Here is a 15,708-nt window from a genome sequence, read left to right as displayed (position 1 = left end):
TTACAGCTTTTTTGCCAAAAGGAAAGCAATTATTGCCTTATTCCAAGACTTCCCTATCCGGTAATTGCGACACATAGCTATCGGAGAGCTGAAGGAGCTTCAGCGCACGGTCGAACTCATCCTCGGTGGAGAGAAGCGGCTTGTTGCCGTCACCAGACAGCGTATAATGCTGGCCGTCTTCGTACCCGCTGCCGGATAAGAACAGCTCTTCGTTATTTACAAACGATCCTGTTGGGAGATAATAACGCTGAGGCAGCAGATTGTAAGTCGTCTGATTTAATAAATCCTGTCCGAAATGAATATGATTCTCCACAGGCACACCCAGCAAATTCGCTACTGTCGGTAAAATATCCACCTGTCCGCCTAATTGATTCTGTACGCTTGGAACCGGAATTCCGGCAGAGGAGATTATTAAGGGAATATTAATCAGATCCCGCTCGTTGTATTCATGACCCAGAATTTCTTCCAAAAGAACGTTGTCCTCTTCCTTCAGCGAGAAAATTGGCAGTCCGCGGTGATCTCCGTACAAAACGATTAAGCTATCGTCCCAGACGCCTTTCTCTTTGAGTTCAGCAATAAACTGTCCCAGCGCGTAATCCGCGTAGTTCTGGGCACGAATGTAATCGCCAACAAAGGTACCCTCATATCGCTCCGGCAGCTTCATTTGATATTTGTTCTCCGGAATAGAGAAGGGGTTATGGGAAGACATGGAGATGACATGGGAATAAAAAGGTTCACTGCGTTCATTCATCCGGGCCAGCTCCGATGAGGTCTTCGAATAGAGGACTTCGTCAGAAGAACCATAAAAAATGGTGTCGTCTTCACCGAAAAAGGCTTTATCATAATAACGGTTAAAACCAAGTGCCCGATAGAGCTCGCCGCGGTTCCAGAAATCAACTTCGTTCGTATGGAAGGTTGCGGTATCATAGCCTTGAGCCTGCAGTAATTTAGGTAAGCTTGGCAGCTCTTTGGGAGCATAAATTTCGGTTGCCGGACCATCCGGCGGAACATAAAAGGAAGTATTTACGATAAATTCCGCATCAGAGGTGTTGCCTTGACCAACCTGCTGGAAGAAACGCGGGAAATAGATACTGCTGTCCGCCAGCTTATTCATGTTCGGTGTGATTTCGTGTCCGTCTATCGACAAATGGATTAAGAAGTTCTGAAAGGATTCCATCTGAATGATAATGAGATTCTTGCCTTTGGCGGCACCGAAGAGAATAGGACTATTCTGGGCCTGAATACCCTTGGTCTGATCGATCACCGATTGAGTAATCTGGGCGCTGTCAATGACCTCCTCCTCCTGATCCGCAAGCAGGGCGTAGGCTTCATAATTCAGAATCCCCATTTGCTCAGCTTGGACTGTCTCATTCATACTGGCTTTGTTGGGGAAGATATTCATCATGCAGATTACCAGGGAGATACAGAACAATACTGCGACTACCTTGCGGTTGCTCTGGCGCGACATGGCTTTCTTCCAGGCCAGCGCTTTCTTCCGGCTTAGCATAATGAGGCTGATAATAATGATATCCAGGAAAATCAGCATATACTGCGGATGTATGACCGCAAATATACTCTTTTTGACCGCTCCCACCTGTTTTGCCTGACCGATCACCTGTGAAGTGGCAATTATCCCGAAGTGATTATGGTAGACTATTAGTGAAAAGAATAGAACGGTAATTAACAGATTAACCAGCATGTAGATAGCAATCTTCCGTTTCGTGGCGAACCACTCGATCAGACAGAATATGATAAGGACAAAGGGGAGTTCTTTGAACAATGTACTCCAGGTCGGGCCGTCTTCGAACAAGTAGTACCAGGCAAAATAGCTTTTTGCAAGCATGATAATGGAGAAAAATAGTATGGATCTCTTACTGAGTGTACGCGGTTCCTTCAATCGCATGGGTTATGCGCATCCTTTTCTATTTAATTCATTCATTCTATTACACCGGGGCTTTCAAAATCAACTACATAAGATTACCCGAAATTGATGAAAATTCATATGTAAAAAACATCTAAAAAAATCAGAGAGATACCCAAAACCAGGCGGATGTCTGTTTCTTTGTTTAGTATACAAAATGATACTATCTCACATTAATGTGCGTTCTTAACGGAAGTGCATGTATAAACTATACTTACTGTACTAACTATTTATAAGGACATCACAGTTACGATAAGGAGATGCGAACCCATGACCAAAGAAACAATGAAAGCAGTAGGCTTAATCAAATACTTGCCGATCGATGATGCAGAGAGCCTGATTGATGTGGAGCTGGAGAAGCCGGTCCCAACAGGCAAAGACATTCTGGTAAATGTTAAAGCGATATCTGTAAATCCGGTAGATGTCAAAGTACGCTCCCCAAAAAGCCGGGTAGAGGAAGCCCCAAGGGTGCTCGGTTGGGACGTTGCAGGTGTGGTAGAACAGGTCGGAGAGGATTGCACATTATTCCGTCCTGGTGACGAGGTCTACTATGCAGGCAGCATTAAGCGTGCGGGTGGAAACAGTGAGTATCATCTGGTGGATGAGCGGATCGTCGGTTCGAAACCGGCGACACTGTCGTATGCTGAGGCTGCTGCACTTCCATTAACGTCGATCACGGCGTGGGAAGGGTTGTTTGACCGGCTGGGGATTTCCACGGGCAAGGCTAATAATGCCGCCAAAACGCTTCTGATCATCGGAGCAGCAGGCGGTGTCGGTTCAATCGCCATTCAGCTTGCTAAGCATGCAGGACTGACCGTTATCGGTACGGCATCCCGTCCGGAATCAGCCCAATGGGCGAAGGGATTGGGAGCAGATCATGTGATCAATCATTATGAGGAGTTTCTGCCACAGCTGCAGGCTGCCGGATTTGCCCAGGTGGATTATATCTTTTGCCTGAACAGTACGGAGAAGCACTGGAAGAGTATGGCCGCGGCTATCGCCCCGCAAGGGAAAATCTGCTCGATTGTCGAGACGGATGAACTGCTCAATCTGACCCTGCTCAAGGACAAAAGCGTCACGTTTGTCTGGGAGCTTATGTTCACCCGTTCCATGTTCGGGACTCCAGATATGATTGAGCAGCATAAGCTGCTGAATGAGATCGCACGGCTCGTTGACGAAGGTGCAATTCGCACAACGACGACCGACAAGCTGGAACCGATCAATGCGGCGAACCTGCGTAAGGCACATGCTATGCTGGAATCGGGCCGTACCGTTGGCAAAGTGGTGCTGGAACGCTTCGAATAAACCATCTTCGTACAATAAAAGAGGGGGAGTACTGATGAGAGTGATCTTTACGCATCCGACCATGGCAGAAGCACTGAATGATGTGTTGGCACAAGTTTGACTGTGATTGGATTAGAGAACTGCCGGGAAATTTCCGGCAGTTTTTTGTGTGTTTTTTGCTCAGGCAATAGCCTGGTCTGCAGCTGAAAGAAAAAACATCATTTCTTTTGTAATCTGTATGGAGTTGCGGAGCCAAAACCTTTATAATATGACGAGTATACTTTGTAAAGGAAAAGGTGTTAAATTCATGAGCATATTAAATGTAGAGAAGCTTAGTCACGGCTTTGGTGACCGTGCTATTTTCACTGATGTATCTTTCCGCCTGCTGAAGGGTGAACATATTGGTCTGATCGGTGCCAACGGTGAAGGGAAATCTACCTTCATGAATATCATCACGTCCAAGCTTCAGCCTGACGAAGGTAAGATTGAATGGGCCAAACGTATGCGGGTAGGCTATCTGGACCAGCATGCTGTGCTGACTAAGGGACAGTCGATCCGGGATGTGCTCCGCGGGGCATTTCAATATCTGTTCGATATGGAACAAGAGATGAATGACATGTACGGCAGAATGGGCGATGTCACTCCGGAGGAGCTGGAGCAGCTGCTGGAGGATGTCGGTACGATTCAGGACACACTGACGAACCAGGATTTCTACATGATCGACGCCAAAATCGATGAAACCGCCCGCGGGCTGGGACTAACAGACATTGGTCTGGATAAGGATGTTCATGATCTCAGCGGCGGACAGCGGACCAAGGTACTATTGGCTAAACTGCTGCTGGAGAAACCCGACATTCTGCTGCTGGATGAGCCTACGAACTATCTGGACGAGCAGCACATCGTCTGGCTGAAGCGCTATCTGCAGGAATATGAGAATGCCTTCATCCTGATCTCGCACGATATTCCGTTTCTTAACAGTGTCATCAACCTGATCTATCACATGGAGAATCAGTCACTGTCGCGGTATGTGGGCGATTATGACTACTTCCAGCAGGTGTATGAGGCGAAGAAACAGCAGCTTGAATCTGCTTTTAAACGCCAGCAGCAGGAAATTTCGGATCTGAAAGATTTCGTGGCCCGTAACAAAGCCAGTGTGGCAACGCGCAATATGGCCATGTCCCGGCAGAAGAAGCTCGACAAGATGGAAGTGATCGAGCTCGCCAAGGAAAAACCGAAGCCGCAGTTCAACTTCAAGCCTGCACGTACCTCCGGTAAAGTGGTATTTGAGACCAAAGACCTCGTCATCGGCTATGACTCTCCATTATCCAGACCCCTGGATCTGAGTATGGAACGCGGCCAAAAAATCGCTCTAGTCGGTGCAAACGGTATCGGTAAAACCACACTGCTGCGCAGCATTCTCGGACAGATTCCGGCAATTTCCGGTTCAGCCAGACTCGGAGATCTGCTGGAAATCGGCTATTTCGAGCAGGAAATTAAGGATGCCAATTACAATACCTGTATCGAAGAGATCTGGAGTGAGTTCCCATCCTTCACGCAGTTCGAGATCCGCGCAGCGCTTGCGAAATGCGGTCTGACGACGAAGCATATCGAGAGCAAGATCGCAGTGTTAAGCGGTGGCGAAAAAGCCAAAGTCCGCCTCTGCAAGCTGATCAACCGTGAGACGAATCTGCTCGTACTGGATGAGCCGACGAACCACCTTGATGTAGACGCCAAAGAAGAGCTGCAGCGAGCCCTCAAAGCATATAAGGGCAGCATTCTGCTGATCTCCCATGAACCTGAATTTTACCGTGATATCGTAACCGATACTTGGAACTGCGAATCGTGGACCACGAAAGTATTCTAAACCGCTATAACCGGGCTGCCTCTTTGAGGCAGCCTTTTTGTATGTTTGGCAGATTCGAGAGATGCGTTGGACCCATTTAACGGCCTTCCGATTTAGATTTTGCGGGCGACAAATTGATGGTTTACCAGATCCAATGTGTATACCCTTGGCTCCAGTTCCGGTTCGCCCCCAGCACCAACCGGAGAGAATACGACCAACTGTTCATGATCGTTGACTGGTGCCGGCTGCAGTTCGGCGTAGACAAGCGTATCTTGTACGATACCGTCCTGTACGAAGGATAGCGGAAAGGCCTCCCCGCTCCGTTTGTCGATAGCAAAGGCATACCCGACTAGTCCATGTCCGGACTTGTACTGGGGAGTTAGCAGGTACATATCTGCCTCTTTAAAGCTTACCATTGCAAAATCCAAAATACAGTCTGTCGGCTGCACGAATAAAAAAGCAGGCAGCTTGGACAATTCCAGATCTTGGTTTCCTTTCCGGTACACGATGGAGTAATCTGCCTGATAAGTCTGCTCACCTTCCAGACCGTAATTGCTGGATACATTCAGATGTCCCCGCTCTTCAGGACCGCTGGAGATCATCAGCAGTTCGCCTTGCCCCGCTGCTGTTCTCGCCCGAATCGTCTGAGCATCATTAACAGAATCTAGAATCACTGAACCGGCCAGACCCTCCAGTGGAAATTGGCTGGTGATACCTCCTGTATTTGCTGGAAGCTGTTCCGGGTCCGTCGCGGCAGATGAAACAGAAGGAGTTGAAGCTGGTGAAGTTGACGGAGCTGCTTCAAAGGTTGCAGCAACAGGGATGGATGACTTTTGACTGCTGCAGCCTAGCAGCAAGCTAAGCGAAAGAATCGCGCCCGCTGCCTGCATTGTAGTTCGGATTGGACTCAACCCTTTCTGTGTAAGTTGCATATCCCCCCAATTATACCAGCACTGCAAAAGGAAGGCTGGAAATGATATCATATGTGTGAAACAGGATTCAAAGCGATAAATATTTTACTAACCAAAGGCGGGGCTTGCATGGATAGCATTATATTTGATTTGGATGGAACCCTCTGGGATTCTACGGAAGTAGTAGTGGTGGGCTGGAATTCAGTATTAAGCAGTTACACTGAGATCGGCAATGAAATCACTAAGGATGATTTGAAAGGAATAATGGGCCTCCAAGTTGCAGAGGTTGGCAGAAAACTGTTCCCTAATCTAGAGGAGCACATTCAAGAAAAGATTTTAAGTGAATGTTGTGCCATGGAGTGCCAGTACCTTGCCGAGCAAGGCGGAATGTTATATGAAGAGCTGGAGGCCGTGCTCCAGGCGTTATCCACTAAATACAAGCTATTCATCGTAAGCAATTGCCAGGCAGGATATATTGAAGCTTTTTATAAGTATCATAAATTGGATAAGTATTTCACAGATTATGAGAATCCGGGTAGAACCGGGCTTTCCAAGGGGGAGAATATTAAGCTGATCATGCAAAGAAACAATTTAGCGAACCCGGTTTATGTGGGGGATACGGAAGGGGATCAGAAGGCGGCTGCGTTTGCCGGAATTCCTTTCGTCTTTGCAAGCTATGGATTCGGGACGGTCAGCCGACCGGATTATACGATTAATCGTTTAAAGGATCTTGTAGAGTTGTTTAACTAACCCGGAATCGAGCTGAAACCATGAAATCAAAAATCGGAATTGTTAAATTTGGCGGAATTGCTTTTATTCTTTCGGGAATTCTTTTCCTGGGTGTGTCCCTGTTTCTTCTCCCGGTGCCTAGCCCCCCGCTGCCGGATACGGAGCTGATGAATTGGCTGGAGGAGTGGAGGTTCAATATTTCGATGGCGGATGAGCTGCTGATGTTTGCTTCATTATTGCTTATCCCTTCTATTGCCGGATTGTACAAGGTATTGGAGAAGACGGATAAGATCAAAGCGCTGCTGGGCTGCGGTCTGCTGGCTGCCACTGTCCCGGTATACATCATCCTTGTCATTATCCTGGGGAGGCTCGTCTATCCAGTCTATGATATTGAGCTTTCGCCGGATATGTATAAGCTGGTTATCAGCATCTATTATGGAGGCATACACGCTGTAGTGATCATATTAAGTATAGCAACCATTATCTTGAGTCTTGTTATTAGAAAAAATCCGCTTGGCAAGTCTGCGGCTTACTTTGGATTTGTGGTCGCGTTACTGGATCTAATCGGGGCTTTCCCGTGGCTGACCGGAAGTGCAGTGGGGTTTGTGTGTCAGGCGGCTTCCTCTGTGTGGTTTGTATTTGTTGGTGTGAGGATGATAGGGAAAGCGGGCGTAGTAGAGGCCTGAGTCAAATTAAGTAGAATAATTCAGGAGGTTACGCTAATGATCAAACTATTCGAATACAACTGGCAAGTCCGCAATGACTGGTTCGACTGGTGTGAAACGGTGAGCCGGGAAGAGCTGATGAAACAGCGCACAGGTGGTATAGGGTATATTCTCCCCACTCTCTATCATATTGTAGCTGTCGAATATGGCTGGATCTGCGGCGGAATTCAAGAGAGACCAATTGATATCCCTTCGTTTGAGGAGGTGGCCAGTCTGCAGCAAATCAAGGATTTCTCTGCCCGCTGCCACACGGAAGTAGCTCCATTTGTCTATGCGTGGGACGACAGCCTTGAGGACCGTATCATGATGGATATCTTGGACGATGGAACACAGGAAGCCCATCCATACGGTGAAGTTATGCGGCATGTGATCGCTCACGAGATCCACCACATCGGGCAAATGTCTATCTGGTCAAGGGAAATTGGAAAAGAGCCGGTTACTGCAAACTTGATAGGCAGAGGGCTTTTCAAGCTTTAATATGAATTCATCTAGGAGGGGTAGCTCTGACGGTTTTAACAAAAGTAGGAATAGATGCCGGCGGTACACTTATTAAAATTGCTTATCTTAAAAATGACAAGGTTGAACTAGTCAAATTCCCGTCCAGTCAAATGTCTTTTACCGTCTCATGGCTACATGAAAAATTCCCCGCTGCCAGGTTTTGTGTGACCGGAGGTAAAAGTGACGTACTTCAGAGACACTTACAGCTGAGCGTCTTGAAAATGGCCGAGTTCGAAGCCACCTGCAAGGGGGTTCTATTTTTACTGCAGGAAACAGAAGACATGCCTCAGGAATTTGTATTGACTAACGTTGGAACTGGAACTTCCGTTCATATCGTAAGGCCAGACGGCCATTTTCGGATCGGCGGTACGGGTGTCGGAGGCGGGACCCTGCTTGGTTTATCCAGACTGCTGACAGAAGTCAGTGACTATGACGATATTGTCCGGCTAGCGCCGCAAGGAGTGCGGGACAGAGTAGACTTGAAGGTTAGTCATATCTATGAAGGCTCAGAGCCGCCTATTTCCGGCGATTTGACAGCCAGTAATTTCGGTAACATCACCGGAATTTCATCCGGCATTGAAACACCTGATTACCTGGCCTCCGTAATCGGATTGGTCGGAGAAACGGTCACCACAGTGAGTGTACACGCTGCTATGCAGCACGGGTTATCGGCGATTGTATACATTGGTTCATCTTTTATAGGGAATGAAGCGCTTGCCAAGGTGGTTGCCGACTACACGATATTACGGGGGGCACATCCATTACTATTGAAAAATGGGGAATACAGCGGTGCGATTGGGGCGCTATTATCGATAGAGTAAGTTGGATGGGGGAGTATCAAGTGGAGGATGCCATTAAGAACATATTGAATACACATCCTGTTATAGACATTGCAGCGAACCGCTACGGAATCAATAGGGAAGAGTTGTCTTACCTTGGCGGGTTTCAGAATTTTGTATACGAATATCAGCAAAATGATAGATCATACATATTAAGAGTTACTCCGGATAAACATCGTTCGGCTAACCAGGTAAAAGCAGAGCTTGACTGGATTATGTATCTGGCTAGAAATGGAATTTCTGCTTCTTTACCTATCCTTTCGGTCAATCATGCTTGGGCTGAGGTTATAGAAACACCGGAGATGTCTTTTATTGCTGTCTCCTTTGAAAAAGCTCAGGGGCACAAGATTCCCTACCCGGAGTGCCTGAAGGATAATGCAATATATGAGCAGCTGGGTCAAATTACAGGTAAGATGCATGCGCTCTCCAAGCTATATAACAAGCAGGACACCGGTATTCTAAGACATGATTGGAATTTGAATTATTATTTACAGAACATAGACATCCTGCCTGCCTCACATGATCCTGTTAAGAAAAGTTATTACAGCATCATTGACACCCTCAAAAAATTACCGATGGATAAAGACGCCTACGGACTTATTCATGGTGATATGGGTTTTGGGAATTTTCATGTGAGTGAGCAAGCCGGGATTACGTTATTCGATTTCGATGAGGCGCAATACAGCTGGTTTGTTGAGGACATTGCCATTCAAATCTATTATCTAGTCTACGTGTATGGAGGAGAAGAGGGTAAAGCTAGTCGTGAAGAACAAGCTCTCCGGTTTATGCATTATTTCATGAAAGGATACATTAAGGAGAACGCATTAGATGATTACTGGCTAAAGCAAATTCCTGTGTTCCTAAAGCTGCGGGAATTAATTGTATACATCGGGGCATTTCGGAATTTTGACGGTGATGAGACATTCAGTACATCAGATAATCAATGGTTCAAGGATTGGATCAGAGAAAGCAGGGACAGATTAGAGAATAATGTTCCTATAGTTAATGTGTGGTAGGACTCTGAAAAATATAATAGAAGCTACTACTTCATGAAGGCGGGGAGCAAAAACATGATCTTATTCCTTTCATCCGTAGGATTTGCAATATTGATTGCTATTGTAATCCTTTTTCAGGCAGCATTGGCTGTCGGCATCCCGTGGGGTGAGTATGCGATGGGCGGGAAATATCCCGGTAAGCTTCCAGCTCCAATGCGAGTAGCCTGCCTGGTTCAGATCGTCATATTAGCTTTTCTGGCAGTTATCGTGCTCAGTCAAGCAGGGAGTATCCTTCCGGGCTGGAGCGGGTTTGCAAATGTGGCGATATGGTTTGTTGTTGCTTTTTCAGTGCTTTCTACAATCCTCAATCTCATTACAAGAAGTGTCTGGGAGAGAAGAATATGGGCTCCGGTAGCAGTTTTAATGCTTATTACCAGTCTGATCGTGGCGATTGGATAACGCGAGGCGAAGCCTTGGAACACTTAGAGGGAAGGTGGAGTATGAAAAGAGGGATTACTTTCGGGATTCCGAATGAGCACGGACGTATTCTTGGAGAGATCTTGAAGCCCTTTGATGTAGCAGCATTTCATTGGTATAACGGGGGTGAAGAGGCCTACTTCTCGGATATGTTAGAGCCGCTTTTTCCTGAACAGACTTTCGGGATGGACGGCATTCTGCTGAAAGAGATTTTAGAGAATTATGATTACTACGTCATTTTTGCAGATCTTAAGGCTTATCCGAAGGATAAAAAGGTAATAGATGTTCAGACGTATGAAGAGTATTTAAAAAGTGACTGTCAATTCGTACTGCTCGTGGTCGACTGTACCTATACCACGATTTATTGCAAGGATCAGGAGAAGCTGGCGAACTTATATCACAATGCACTTTCGCTAGGATTCAGTAACGTAGAGTATACTACCGACGATAATGATTATAGAACAAGGTTATCTGTGTGGTAGCAGATTGATTAGGTTAAGAAGACGCTGCTCATGTAGCGTCTTTTGTCAATTTCATACAAATCTGTGGTTCCTCATCCTCATCAACTTTCCTGCAAGGTTCACAGGCTTCAAATCCAAATCTGGCGACACTTGCTATAGATGCATGGTTCTGTGGATGGGTAAGGATATAAATACAATCAACGCCAAGATGCTCAAAGCAGATATTCAGGAGTACTGTTAATTCTTCCGACATATAGCCCTGTCTCCAATAATCCTTCCAGATATCATAACCCACCTCAACTTGTTTAAGGTTATGATCCCAATAGTGATAGCCACATGTGCCAATAAATGCCCCGCTTTCTATATCAAACATTCCGTAACGTAGATGGCCTGCTCCCTCTGGATTCTTGTAATGGGCAATGATTTCTTTTGCTTCCTCCAGATTTCAATCCAACTCCGAAATGCAGAAGGTCAAGACACTTATACATGAGTGGGCACATGGGTTGCTTCACATTGGCCCTGAAGCAATGACCGTCGAAAATCATGTTCGGGAATTGGAAGCTGAATCAACGGCATTCATCGTATGCCAGGAGCTAGGTATTGACAGCTCACATTATTCCTTTGGTTATTTGGCTGGATGGGGTGATGGAGAAAAGGCAATCGAGAATATTAGAAAAGCCGGAGAAAGAATCTTAAAGGCATCTAATGAGATTCTGGACACGATTCGGAAAGATCAGGAAATGAGGGTTCTATCTGATTCTGAACAAGCAGCCGTCTAAGAAAAAGGAATTTGTCGTGTATTAAAAAAGTTTGGATTGATCTCCTGAATTGTGATGATCTCCAAACGAAGAAGAATACTGCTTGCTTGATCTCCCTTTAGGTTGACGATCAGCAAAGTATTCTTCTTTTTTTCTATAGAGCGAAGTTCTGGATTTTCCGGTCTAATAATTTATTTTTTAGTCTAATACTTTATTTTCTTTTGACAGTAGGCGGTGCTCTGGATCTCCAGATAAACTCGCGGCACAACAGGAATAAGGAGGGAAGAGGTTACATATTACGATGAAGTAGTATTTGGCGGATTTATGACAAGTCTAGGTTATGGATTTGTTATACCTCAATCAGCGACAAGATATTTCAAGTTTGATTATTAATAATTAAAAAATGTTATAATACACACAGCCGTCTTGGTGTGTGTATTATTTTTGAGAAGGTGTGGTGAATCTGTTGAGTATTTTTAAAGATTATATGGAAACTGATAATTTCGAAGATTTAATAAAATTTTCAAGGGGCGGAGTCCCTCCCGAAATAGACCAAATAAAAACTGAGTCGAACGGTAATCTAACTTTGTTAGGGAAGTTTTTTGTTTCTCCCTTTATTCTATATGGTGAAAATTCAGAAATATCAATTCCAATAATTGATGCTGACATTGAAAAAATAGTAGTTGAAGAGATTGCAGGACACTTTTTAAAAGTTCGCAAAATAACTAAAGGAAACTTAATTGAAATCACGTTAAAAGACGTAAAGCCTTCATCAAGAGAGAAATTTGTAAATAGCGCCAAAGATATGCCTCCAATGATAATAGATATTTTTGGATCGAACTTTAGTAATAAAGAGAAAAAGGTTAATCTTACAAATTATAGAACCAAGCAAATTGAACTAGATCTAGGAAAAATAAATAAAATTTCTGATGATCAAACTAGTGAAATTTGGGACTTTATCTCATCAACATTTTTAAAAGTGGAACCGTATTTTTTATTCAAACCCAGTAATTGGGAGTGTAATGAGGAGTTAAAGAATCACATTGCAATAAAAAATTTCGCTAGTGTATGTAAGAAAATATGGTTCAATGTAAATTTAGAAACTAACGAAATAACTTCAGTTGGATTGAGGTAATCTTGAAAGCCTCCGGGAGTACTTGAATTTAGTAATGCGCTCTTCTATTTTAGAAAACATGCTCATATGCTTGGAGCATGTTTTTTTCTGTTCTTGGATCGGGAGAGCAATAATCAATACGCCAGTTGCCGGAAGTTTAGGCCGCATCCAGTAGAGCTGTGGTAAATAAAAAAGGCTCGCCTTATTGGCGAACCTTGGCAGCAGGTCGATCCTGCTTTAATTTAGCTATAGCATCGCTAACCTTTTTGTCACGCTCTGGATTTGCACCAGGAAGTGTTTGTTCCACGTAATGACCATCAGCATGCAGGCGGACAACATCGTCAAGATCGGTTGCAGGATACTTTTTCACGATCATCACCTCTTTAAGATAAGTATAGCATAATTAGACGCTCCGCGACAGTTTCATCAATAACGAACAGACCGCCTCCAACGTGAGTCGCCCCAATGACACGCGCATAATACTGCATCAATTTTGGACTTGTCTTGGACTGCAGCGCGACAGCCCCTTCAAAGCCAAGTTCGATGCTTCGTTTGCAAGCAAGTGCGAGCAGATGTAATCCAATCCGTTTAAACTCTTTACGCTGCTCCGGGATGCTCTCAATGAGATGTACCCAAATGTGATCCTCTTTACGCTCAAGAGCAATCACACCTTGAATAACATCATTTCCTCGCAGCACCATTTTGTATACTTCCACTCTGGCCTTGCCAAAATAAATCGACCAATCGAAAGCCTCATTCCAATCATGTAGCTGGTTCATGTCAGGGGGGTGCAGCGCCAGGAATGCGACAGGGTATTCCTCGCGGCTGCGGATATGTAGTAGCACGATTCCATCTCCCGATATAATAGATTACCTTTTTAATCAACAGATATTTGGATATCTTAGATATCCGAATTGAAAAGTGACTTATAGGGGAACCGTAAGAGCAACGGGGATTTCCACATGCGTCGTTTAGTTTGAAAAGGTTCTGATAAGCGCATACGGGAGAACAACCCCCTTTCTTTTGGACTATCATATGTATACAACTATTATGTTTTGTTGAGTGAACAATGTCTATGATCATTCTTCGATGCTGTTGAAGTTGAAGGTATACCGTGCAGCGAAGTTGATTTACGCACAAAACATACTTGACTAGTGGGGATAATAGGATTATAGTATGAAAAAAGCTTAGACAGCAGAGAAATGTTTCCGAAACTTTCCGGTTCAATTACATAACTAATAATTGTATACAATTATACAATTATAATAAAGACATTCCGAAAACGATAAATGAGGTGCGATATAGGTATGGAGCTAGGATCACGAAGGTTGTCAAAGGATAATACCTACTATGCATTAAAGCAAAAAATAATAGATAGCGAGTTAGAGCCCAATCAAGCAGTAAATGAAGAAAATTTGGCGGCATTGCTCGGGGTCAGCCGCACTCCGCTAAGAGAAGCCATTCAGAGATTGGAGAATGAGGATTTTCTTATCCGTCAGCCGAATGGAAGGTTGCGGGTTGCCTCATTGACTATCAAAGAGGTTGAAGAGATATTTCAAATTCGCAGCATGCTAGAAGGCTATATTGCCAGAAGCGCAGCCAAGAATGCTACAGACAAAGATATTCAAAAGCTAACGATGATGATGGAGCAAATCAAACATTCCTTCCAGCATGGAGATAAGCGGAATTTTGTATCCTATGGCTTTGAGTTCCACGATTATTTATCCGAAATCAGTGGGTTGAAAACATTTGAGAAAGTTCTGAATCAGTTAAGAGATCATTCACTTCGCTACTGTCGATATGTATCCTTGCACGGAGATTGGAACACGCAAGCGGATGAAGAACATAATTACATCTTGCAAATGATAGCTGACAAAAATGAAGACGGTGCAGAAAAAGCCATGCGGGATCATATTTTAAGCAGTCTATCTACCGCGCTGGAACGTGTTAAAGGGATTGAAGCACCATAAAGAAAGGGGATTACTTCTATGGATTCACAACATGAGCTTGAACAAGCTTTAGCTGGCCAATTGATAGAGGTTCGGAGGAACCTGCACCGGGAACCGGAGCTGGCCTACGAAGAGTTTCGAACAACAGAGAAACTGCGGGAATGGCTGACAAATGCCAATATACATATCTTAGATCTCCCTTTAGAAACTGGTCTTATCGCAGAGATCGGACATGGTACCGGGCCCATTGTGGCTATCCGCTGTGATATCGATGCTCTTCCGATAGAAGAGCAAACGGAATTACCGTTTGCCTCTGAGATTCCAGGGAAAATGCATGCCTGTGGCCATGACTTCCACACCGCTGTCATTTTAGGTGCTGCCTTGTTGCTGAAGAAACGTGAAAGTGAACTGCCGGGTAAGGTCAGAGTATTGTTCCAGCCTGCAGAAGAAACAGGTCACGGGGCGGAAAGTGTCCTAGCCTCAGGCGGCCTCAAAGATGTAGCGGCTATATTTGGTTTACACAATTCCCCTGACTTACCTACAGGAGCCTTTGGAACGAGAACGGGAGCTTTAACAGCAGGTGTGGACCGGTTTGAAATTACCGTAAGAGGTATCGGTGCTCATGCGGCTATGCCGGAAAAAGGTGTAGATACCATTATGACCGCGGCACAAATGATAACGGCGCTGCAAACCATCGTAAGCCGTCTCACTAGTGCTATAGAGCCGGTAGTGTTGAGTGTTACCAGAATTCATGGGGGCTTCACATGGAATGTGCTGCCCGAGCTGGTTGAATTAGAAGGTACAGTTCGAACTTACAATGAAGAGATTCGCCGCCAAATCCCCATCCAAATGACCCGGATCATCGAAGGAATTGCCGCAGGAGCCGGGGCTGAGGCGCAATTGCATTGGTATCCGGGCCCGCCGGCAACGATTAATCACGGAGAATGGGCTGATTTTACCAAAGAGGTCGCCTTAGAAGCAGGATACGATGTGCATGATATTGCGCCGCAAATGGGAGGAGAAGATTTCTCCTATTATCTGCAGCAGATACCGGGTGCGTTTGTCAATATCGGAACAGGTACAGCGTATGCGTTGCACCACCCCCGATTCGATGTGGATGAGGCAGCCATACTGCCTGCTGCAAAATATTTTGCTGCATTGGCAGAGCAGGCCCTTGCGAAGCTGCAAACGAAGGCTTAATCCT

The 15,708-nt window shown here is 45.1% G+C and carries 18 protein-coding genes; 13 read left to right on the top strand and 5 right to left on the bottom strand.

What is annotated here, in order from left to right; genetic code table 11:
- Positions 1 to 37: 37 nt before the first annotated feature.
- Entirely contained in the window at positions 38 to 1,903 is a 1,866-nt protein-coding gene (locus JRJ22_RS17180) for an LTA synthase family protein (RefSeq protein WP_206100679.1), read from the bottom strand.
- Between the two features lie 288 nt (positions 1,904 to 2,191).
- Between JRJ22_RS17180 and JRJ22_RS17175 the strand changes: the two genes are divergently transcribed.
- Both JRJ22_RS17175 and JRJ22_RS17170 read left to right on the top strand, forming a co-directional pair.
- Positions 2,192 to 3,226, top strand: a complete 1,035-nt coding sequence (locus tag JRJ22_RS17175; protein ID WP_206100678.1) for a zinc-binding alcohol dehydrogenase family protein — start codon at positions 2,192 to 2,194, stop codon at positions 3,224 to 3,226.
- A gap of 286 nt (positions 3,227 to 3,512) precedes the next feature.
- Positions 3,513 to 5,069, top strand: coding sequence for an ABC-F family ATP-binding cassette domain-containing protein (locus JRJ22_RS17170; protein WP_206100677.1), 1,557 nt, complete (start codon positions 3,513 to 3,515; stop codon positions 5,067 to 5,069).
- A gap of 92 nt (positions 5,070 to 5,161) precedes the next feature.
- On the opposite strand, the gene JRJ22_RS17165 is transcribed toward JRJ22_RS17170, so the two are convergent.
- Entirely contained in the window at positions 5,162 to 5,938 is a 777-nt protein-coding gene (locus JRJ22_RS17165; RefSeq protein ID WP_206100676.1) for a hypothetical protein, read from the bottom strand.
- A 150-nt stretch (positions 5,939 to 6,088) separates the two neighbouring features.
- Between JRJ22_RS17165 and JRJ22_RS17160 the strand changes: the two genes are divergently transcribed.
- Genes JRJ22_RS17160 through JRJ22_RS17130 form a run of 7 tightly spaced genes read left to right on the top strand, consistent with a single transcriptional unit; the run spans position 6,089 to position 10,704 of the window.
- Complete coding sequence (locus tag JRJ22_RS17160) at positions 6,089 to 6,709, top strand: HAD family hydrolase (RefSeq protein WP_206100675.1); 621 nt, start codon at positions 6,089 to 6,091, stop codon at positions 6,707 to 6,709.
- Positions 6,710 to 6,729: 20 nt separating this feature from the next.
- A complete protein-coding gene (locus JRJ22_RS17155; RefSeq protein ID WP_206100674.1) occupies positions 6,730 to 7,374 on the top strand; it encodes a hypothetical protein in 645 nt (214 codons plus the stop codon).
- Positions 7,375 to 7,410: 36 nt separating this feature from the next.
- Complete coding sequence (locus JRJ22_RS17150; protein WP_206100673.1) at positions 7,411 to 7,890, top strand: DinB family protein; 480 nt, start codon at positions 7,411 to 7,413, stop codon at positions 7,888 to 7,890.
- Between the two features lie 5 nt (positions 7,891 to 7,895).
- Complete coding sequence (gene coaW, locus JRJ22_RS17145) at positions 7,896 to 8,732, top strand: type II pantothenate kinase (protein WP_332461400.1); 837 nt, start codon at positions 7,896 to 7,898, stop codon at positions 8,730 to 8,732.
- Positions 8,733 to 8,752: 20 nt separating this feature from the next.
- Positions 8,753 to 9,766, top strand: a complete 1,014-nt coding sequence (locus tag JRJ22_RS17140; RefSeq protein WP_206100672.1) for a phosphotransferase enzyme family protein — start codon at positions 8,753 to 8,755, stop codon at positions 9,764 to 9,766.
- A 54-nt stretch (positions 9,767 to 9,820) separates the two neighbouring features.
- Positions 9,821 to 10,204 carry a hypothetical protein gene (locus JRJ22_RS17135; RefSeq protein WP_206100671.1) on the top strand — a complete coding sequence of 128 codons (384 nt, stop codon included), beginning with the start codon at positions 9,821 to 9,823 and terminating at the stop codon, positions 10,202 to 10,204.
- A 41-nt stretch (positions 10,205 to 10,245) separates the two neighbouring features.
- Positions 10,246 to 10,704, top strand: a complete 459-nt coding sequence (locus tag JRJ22_RS17130; RefSeq protein ID WP_206100670.1) for a DUF2691 family protein — start codon at positions 10,246 to 10,248, stop codon at positions 10,702 to 10,704.
- Positions 10,705 to 10,732: 28 nt separating this feature from the next.
- Here the strand turns inward: JRJ22_RS17130 and JRJ22_RS17125 are convergent, their stop codons facing one another.
- On the bottom strand, positions 10,733 to 11,104 hold the full coding sequence (locus JRJ22_RS17125; RefSeq protein ID WP_232381198.1) for a GNAT family N-acetyltransferase: 372 nt from the start codon (positions 11,102 to 11,104) through the stop codon (positions 10,733 to 10,735).
- On the opposite strand from JRJ22_RS17125, the gene JRJ22_RS17120 reads away from it, so the two are divergent.
- Complete coding sequence (locus JRJ22_RS17120) at positions 11,103 to 11,462, top strand: hypothetical protein (protein ID WP_206100669.1); 360 nt, start codon at positions 11,103 to 11,105, stop codon at positions 11,460 to 11,462. The genes JRJ22_RS17125 and JRJ22_RS17120 overlap by 2 nt on opposite strands.
- A gap of 445 nt (positions 11,463 to 11,907) precedes the next feature.
- Positions 11,908 to 12,576, top strand: a complete 669-nt coding sequence (locus JRJ22_RS17115; RefSeq protein WP_206100668.1) for a hypothetical protein — start codon at positions 11,908 to 11,910, stop codon at positions 12,574 to 12,576.
- A gap of 181 nt (positions 12,577 to 12,757) precedes the next feature.
- Here JRJ22_RS17115 and JRJ22_RS17110 read toward each other — a convergent pair whose 3' ends face one another.
- Positions 12,758 to 12,925, bottom strand: a complete 168-nt coding sequence (locus tag JRJ22_RS17110; RefSeq protein WP_206100667.1) for a hypothetical protein — start codon at positions 12,923 to 12,925, stop codon at positions 12,758 to 12,760.
- Positions 12,926 to 12,938: 13 nt separating this feature from the next.
- Entirely contained in the window at positions 12,939 to 13,400 is a 462-nt protein-coding gene (locus JRJ22_RS17105; protein ID WP_206100666.1) for a hypothetical protein, read from the bottom strand.
- A gap of 483 nt (positions 13,401 to 13,883) precedes the next feature.
- On the opposite strand from JRJ22_RS17105, the gene JRJ22_RS17100 reads away from it, so the two are divergent.
- Both JRJ22_RS17100 and JRJ22_RS17095 read left to right on the top strand, forming a co-directional pair.
- The gene (locus JRJ22_RS17100) at positions 13,884 to 14,525 is read left to right on the top strand and encodes a GntR family transcriptional regulator (RefSeq protein ID WP_232380872.1); all 642 of its coding nucleotides are present in this window, start codon (positions 13,884 to 13,886) and stop codon (positions 14,523 to 14,525) included.
- Between the two features lie 18 nt (positions 14,526 to 14,543).
- Positions 14,544 to 15,704, top strand: coding sequence for an amidohydrolase (locus JRJ22_RS17095; RefSeq protein ID WP_206100664.1), 1,161 nt, complete (start codon positions 14,544 to 14,546; stop codon positions 15,702 to 15,704).
- Positions 15,705 to 15,708: the final 4 nt, after the last annotated feature.

The organism is Paenibacillus tianjinensis (assembly GCF_017086365.1).
Taxonomy (GTDB): Bacteria; Bacillota; Bacilli; order Paenibacillales; family Paenibacillaceae; genus Paenibacillus_AQ; species Paenibacillus_AQ tianjinensis.
Note: the sequence above shows the minus strand (reverse complement) of the source record. Positions and strands in the feature narration are given on the sequence as shown.

Coding starts and splice junctions, on each gene's coding strand:
- JRJ22_RS17160 (WP_206100675.1), top strand. CDS start 6,089: ATGGATAGCATTATATTTGATTTGGATGGAACCCTCTGGGATTCTACG.
- JRJ22_RS17150 (WP_206100673.1), top strand. CDS start 7,411: ATGATCAAACTATTCGAATACAACTGGCAAGTCCGCAATGACTGGTTC.
- JRJ22_RS17135 (WP_206100671.1), top strand. CDS start 9,821: ATGATCTTATTCCTTTCATCCGTAGGATTTGCAATATTGATTGCTATT.
- JRJ22_RS17130 (WP_206100670.1), top strand. CDS start 10,246: ATGAAAAGAGGGATTACTTTCGGGATTCCGAATGAGCACGGACGTATT.
- JRJ22_RS17165 (WP_206100676.1), bottom strand. CDS start 5,938: ATGCAGGCAGCGGGCGCGATTCTTTCGCTTAGCTTGCTGCTAGGCTGC.
- JRJ22_RS17180 (WP_206100679.1), bottom strand. CDS start 1,903: ATGCGATTGAAGGAACCGCGTACACTCAGTAAGAGATCCATACTATTT.
- JRJ22_RS17095 (WP_206100664.1), top strand. CDS start 14,544: ATGGATTCACAACATGAGCTTGAACAAGCTTTAGCTGGCCAATTGATA.
- JRJ22_RS17120 (WP_206100669.1), top strand. CDS start 11,103: ATGATTTCTTTTGCTTCCTCCAGATTTCAATCCAACTCCGAAATGCAG.
- JRJ22_RS17170 (WP_206100677.1), top strand. CDS start 3,513: ATGAGCATATTAAATGTAGAGAAGCTTAGTCACGGCTTTGGTGACCGT.
- JRJ22_RS17155 (WP_206100674.1), top strand. CDS start 6,730: ATGAAATCAAAAATCGGAATTGTTAAATTTGGCGGAATTGCTTTTATT.
- JRJ22_RS17175 (WP_206100678.1), top strand. CDS start 2,192: ATGACCAAAGAAACAATGAAAGCAGTAGGCTTAATCAAATACTTGCCG.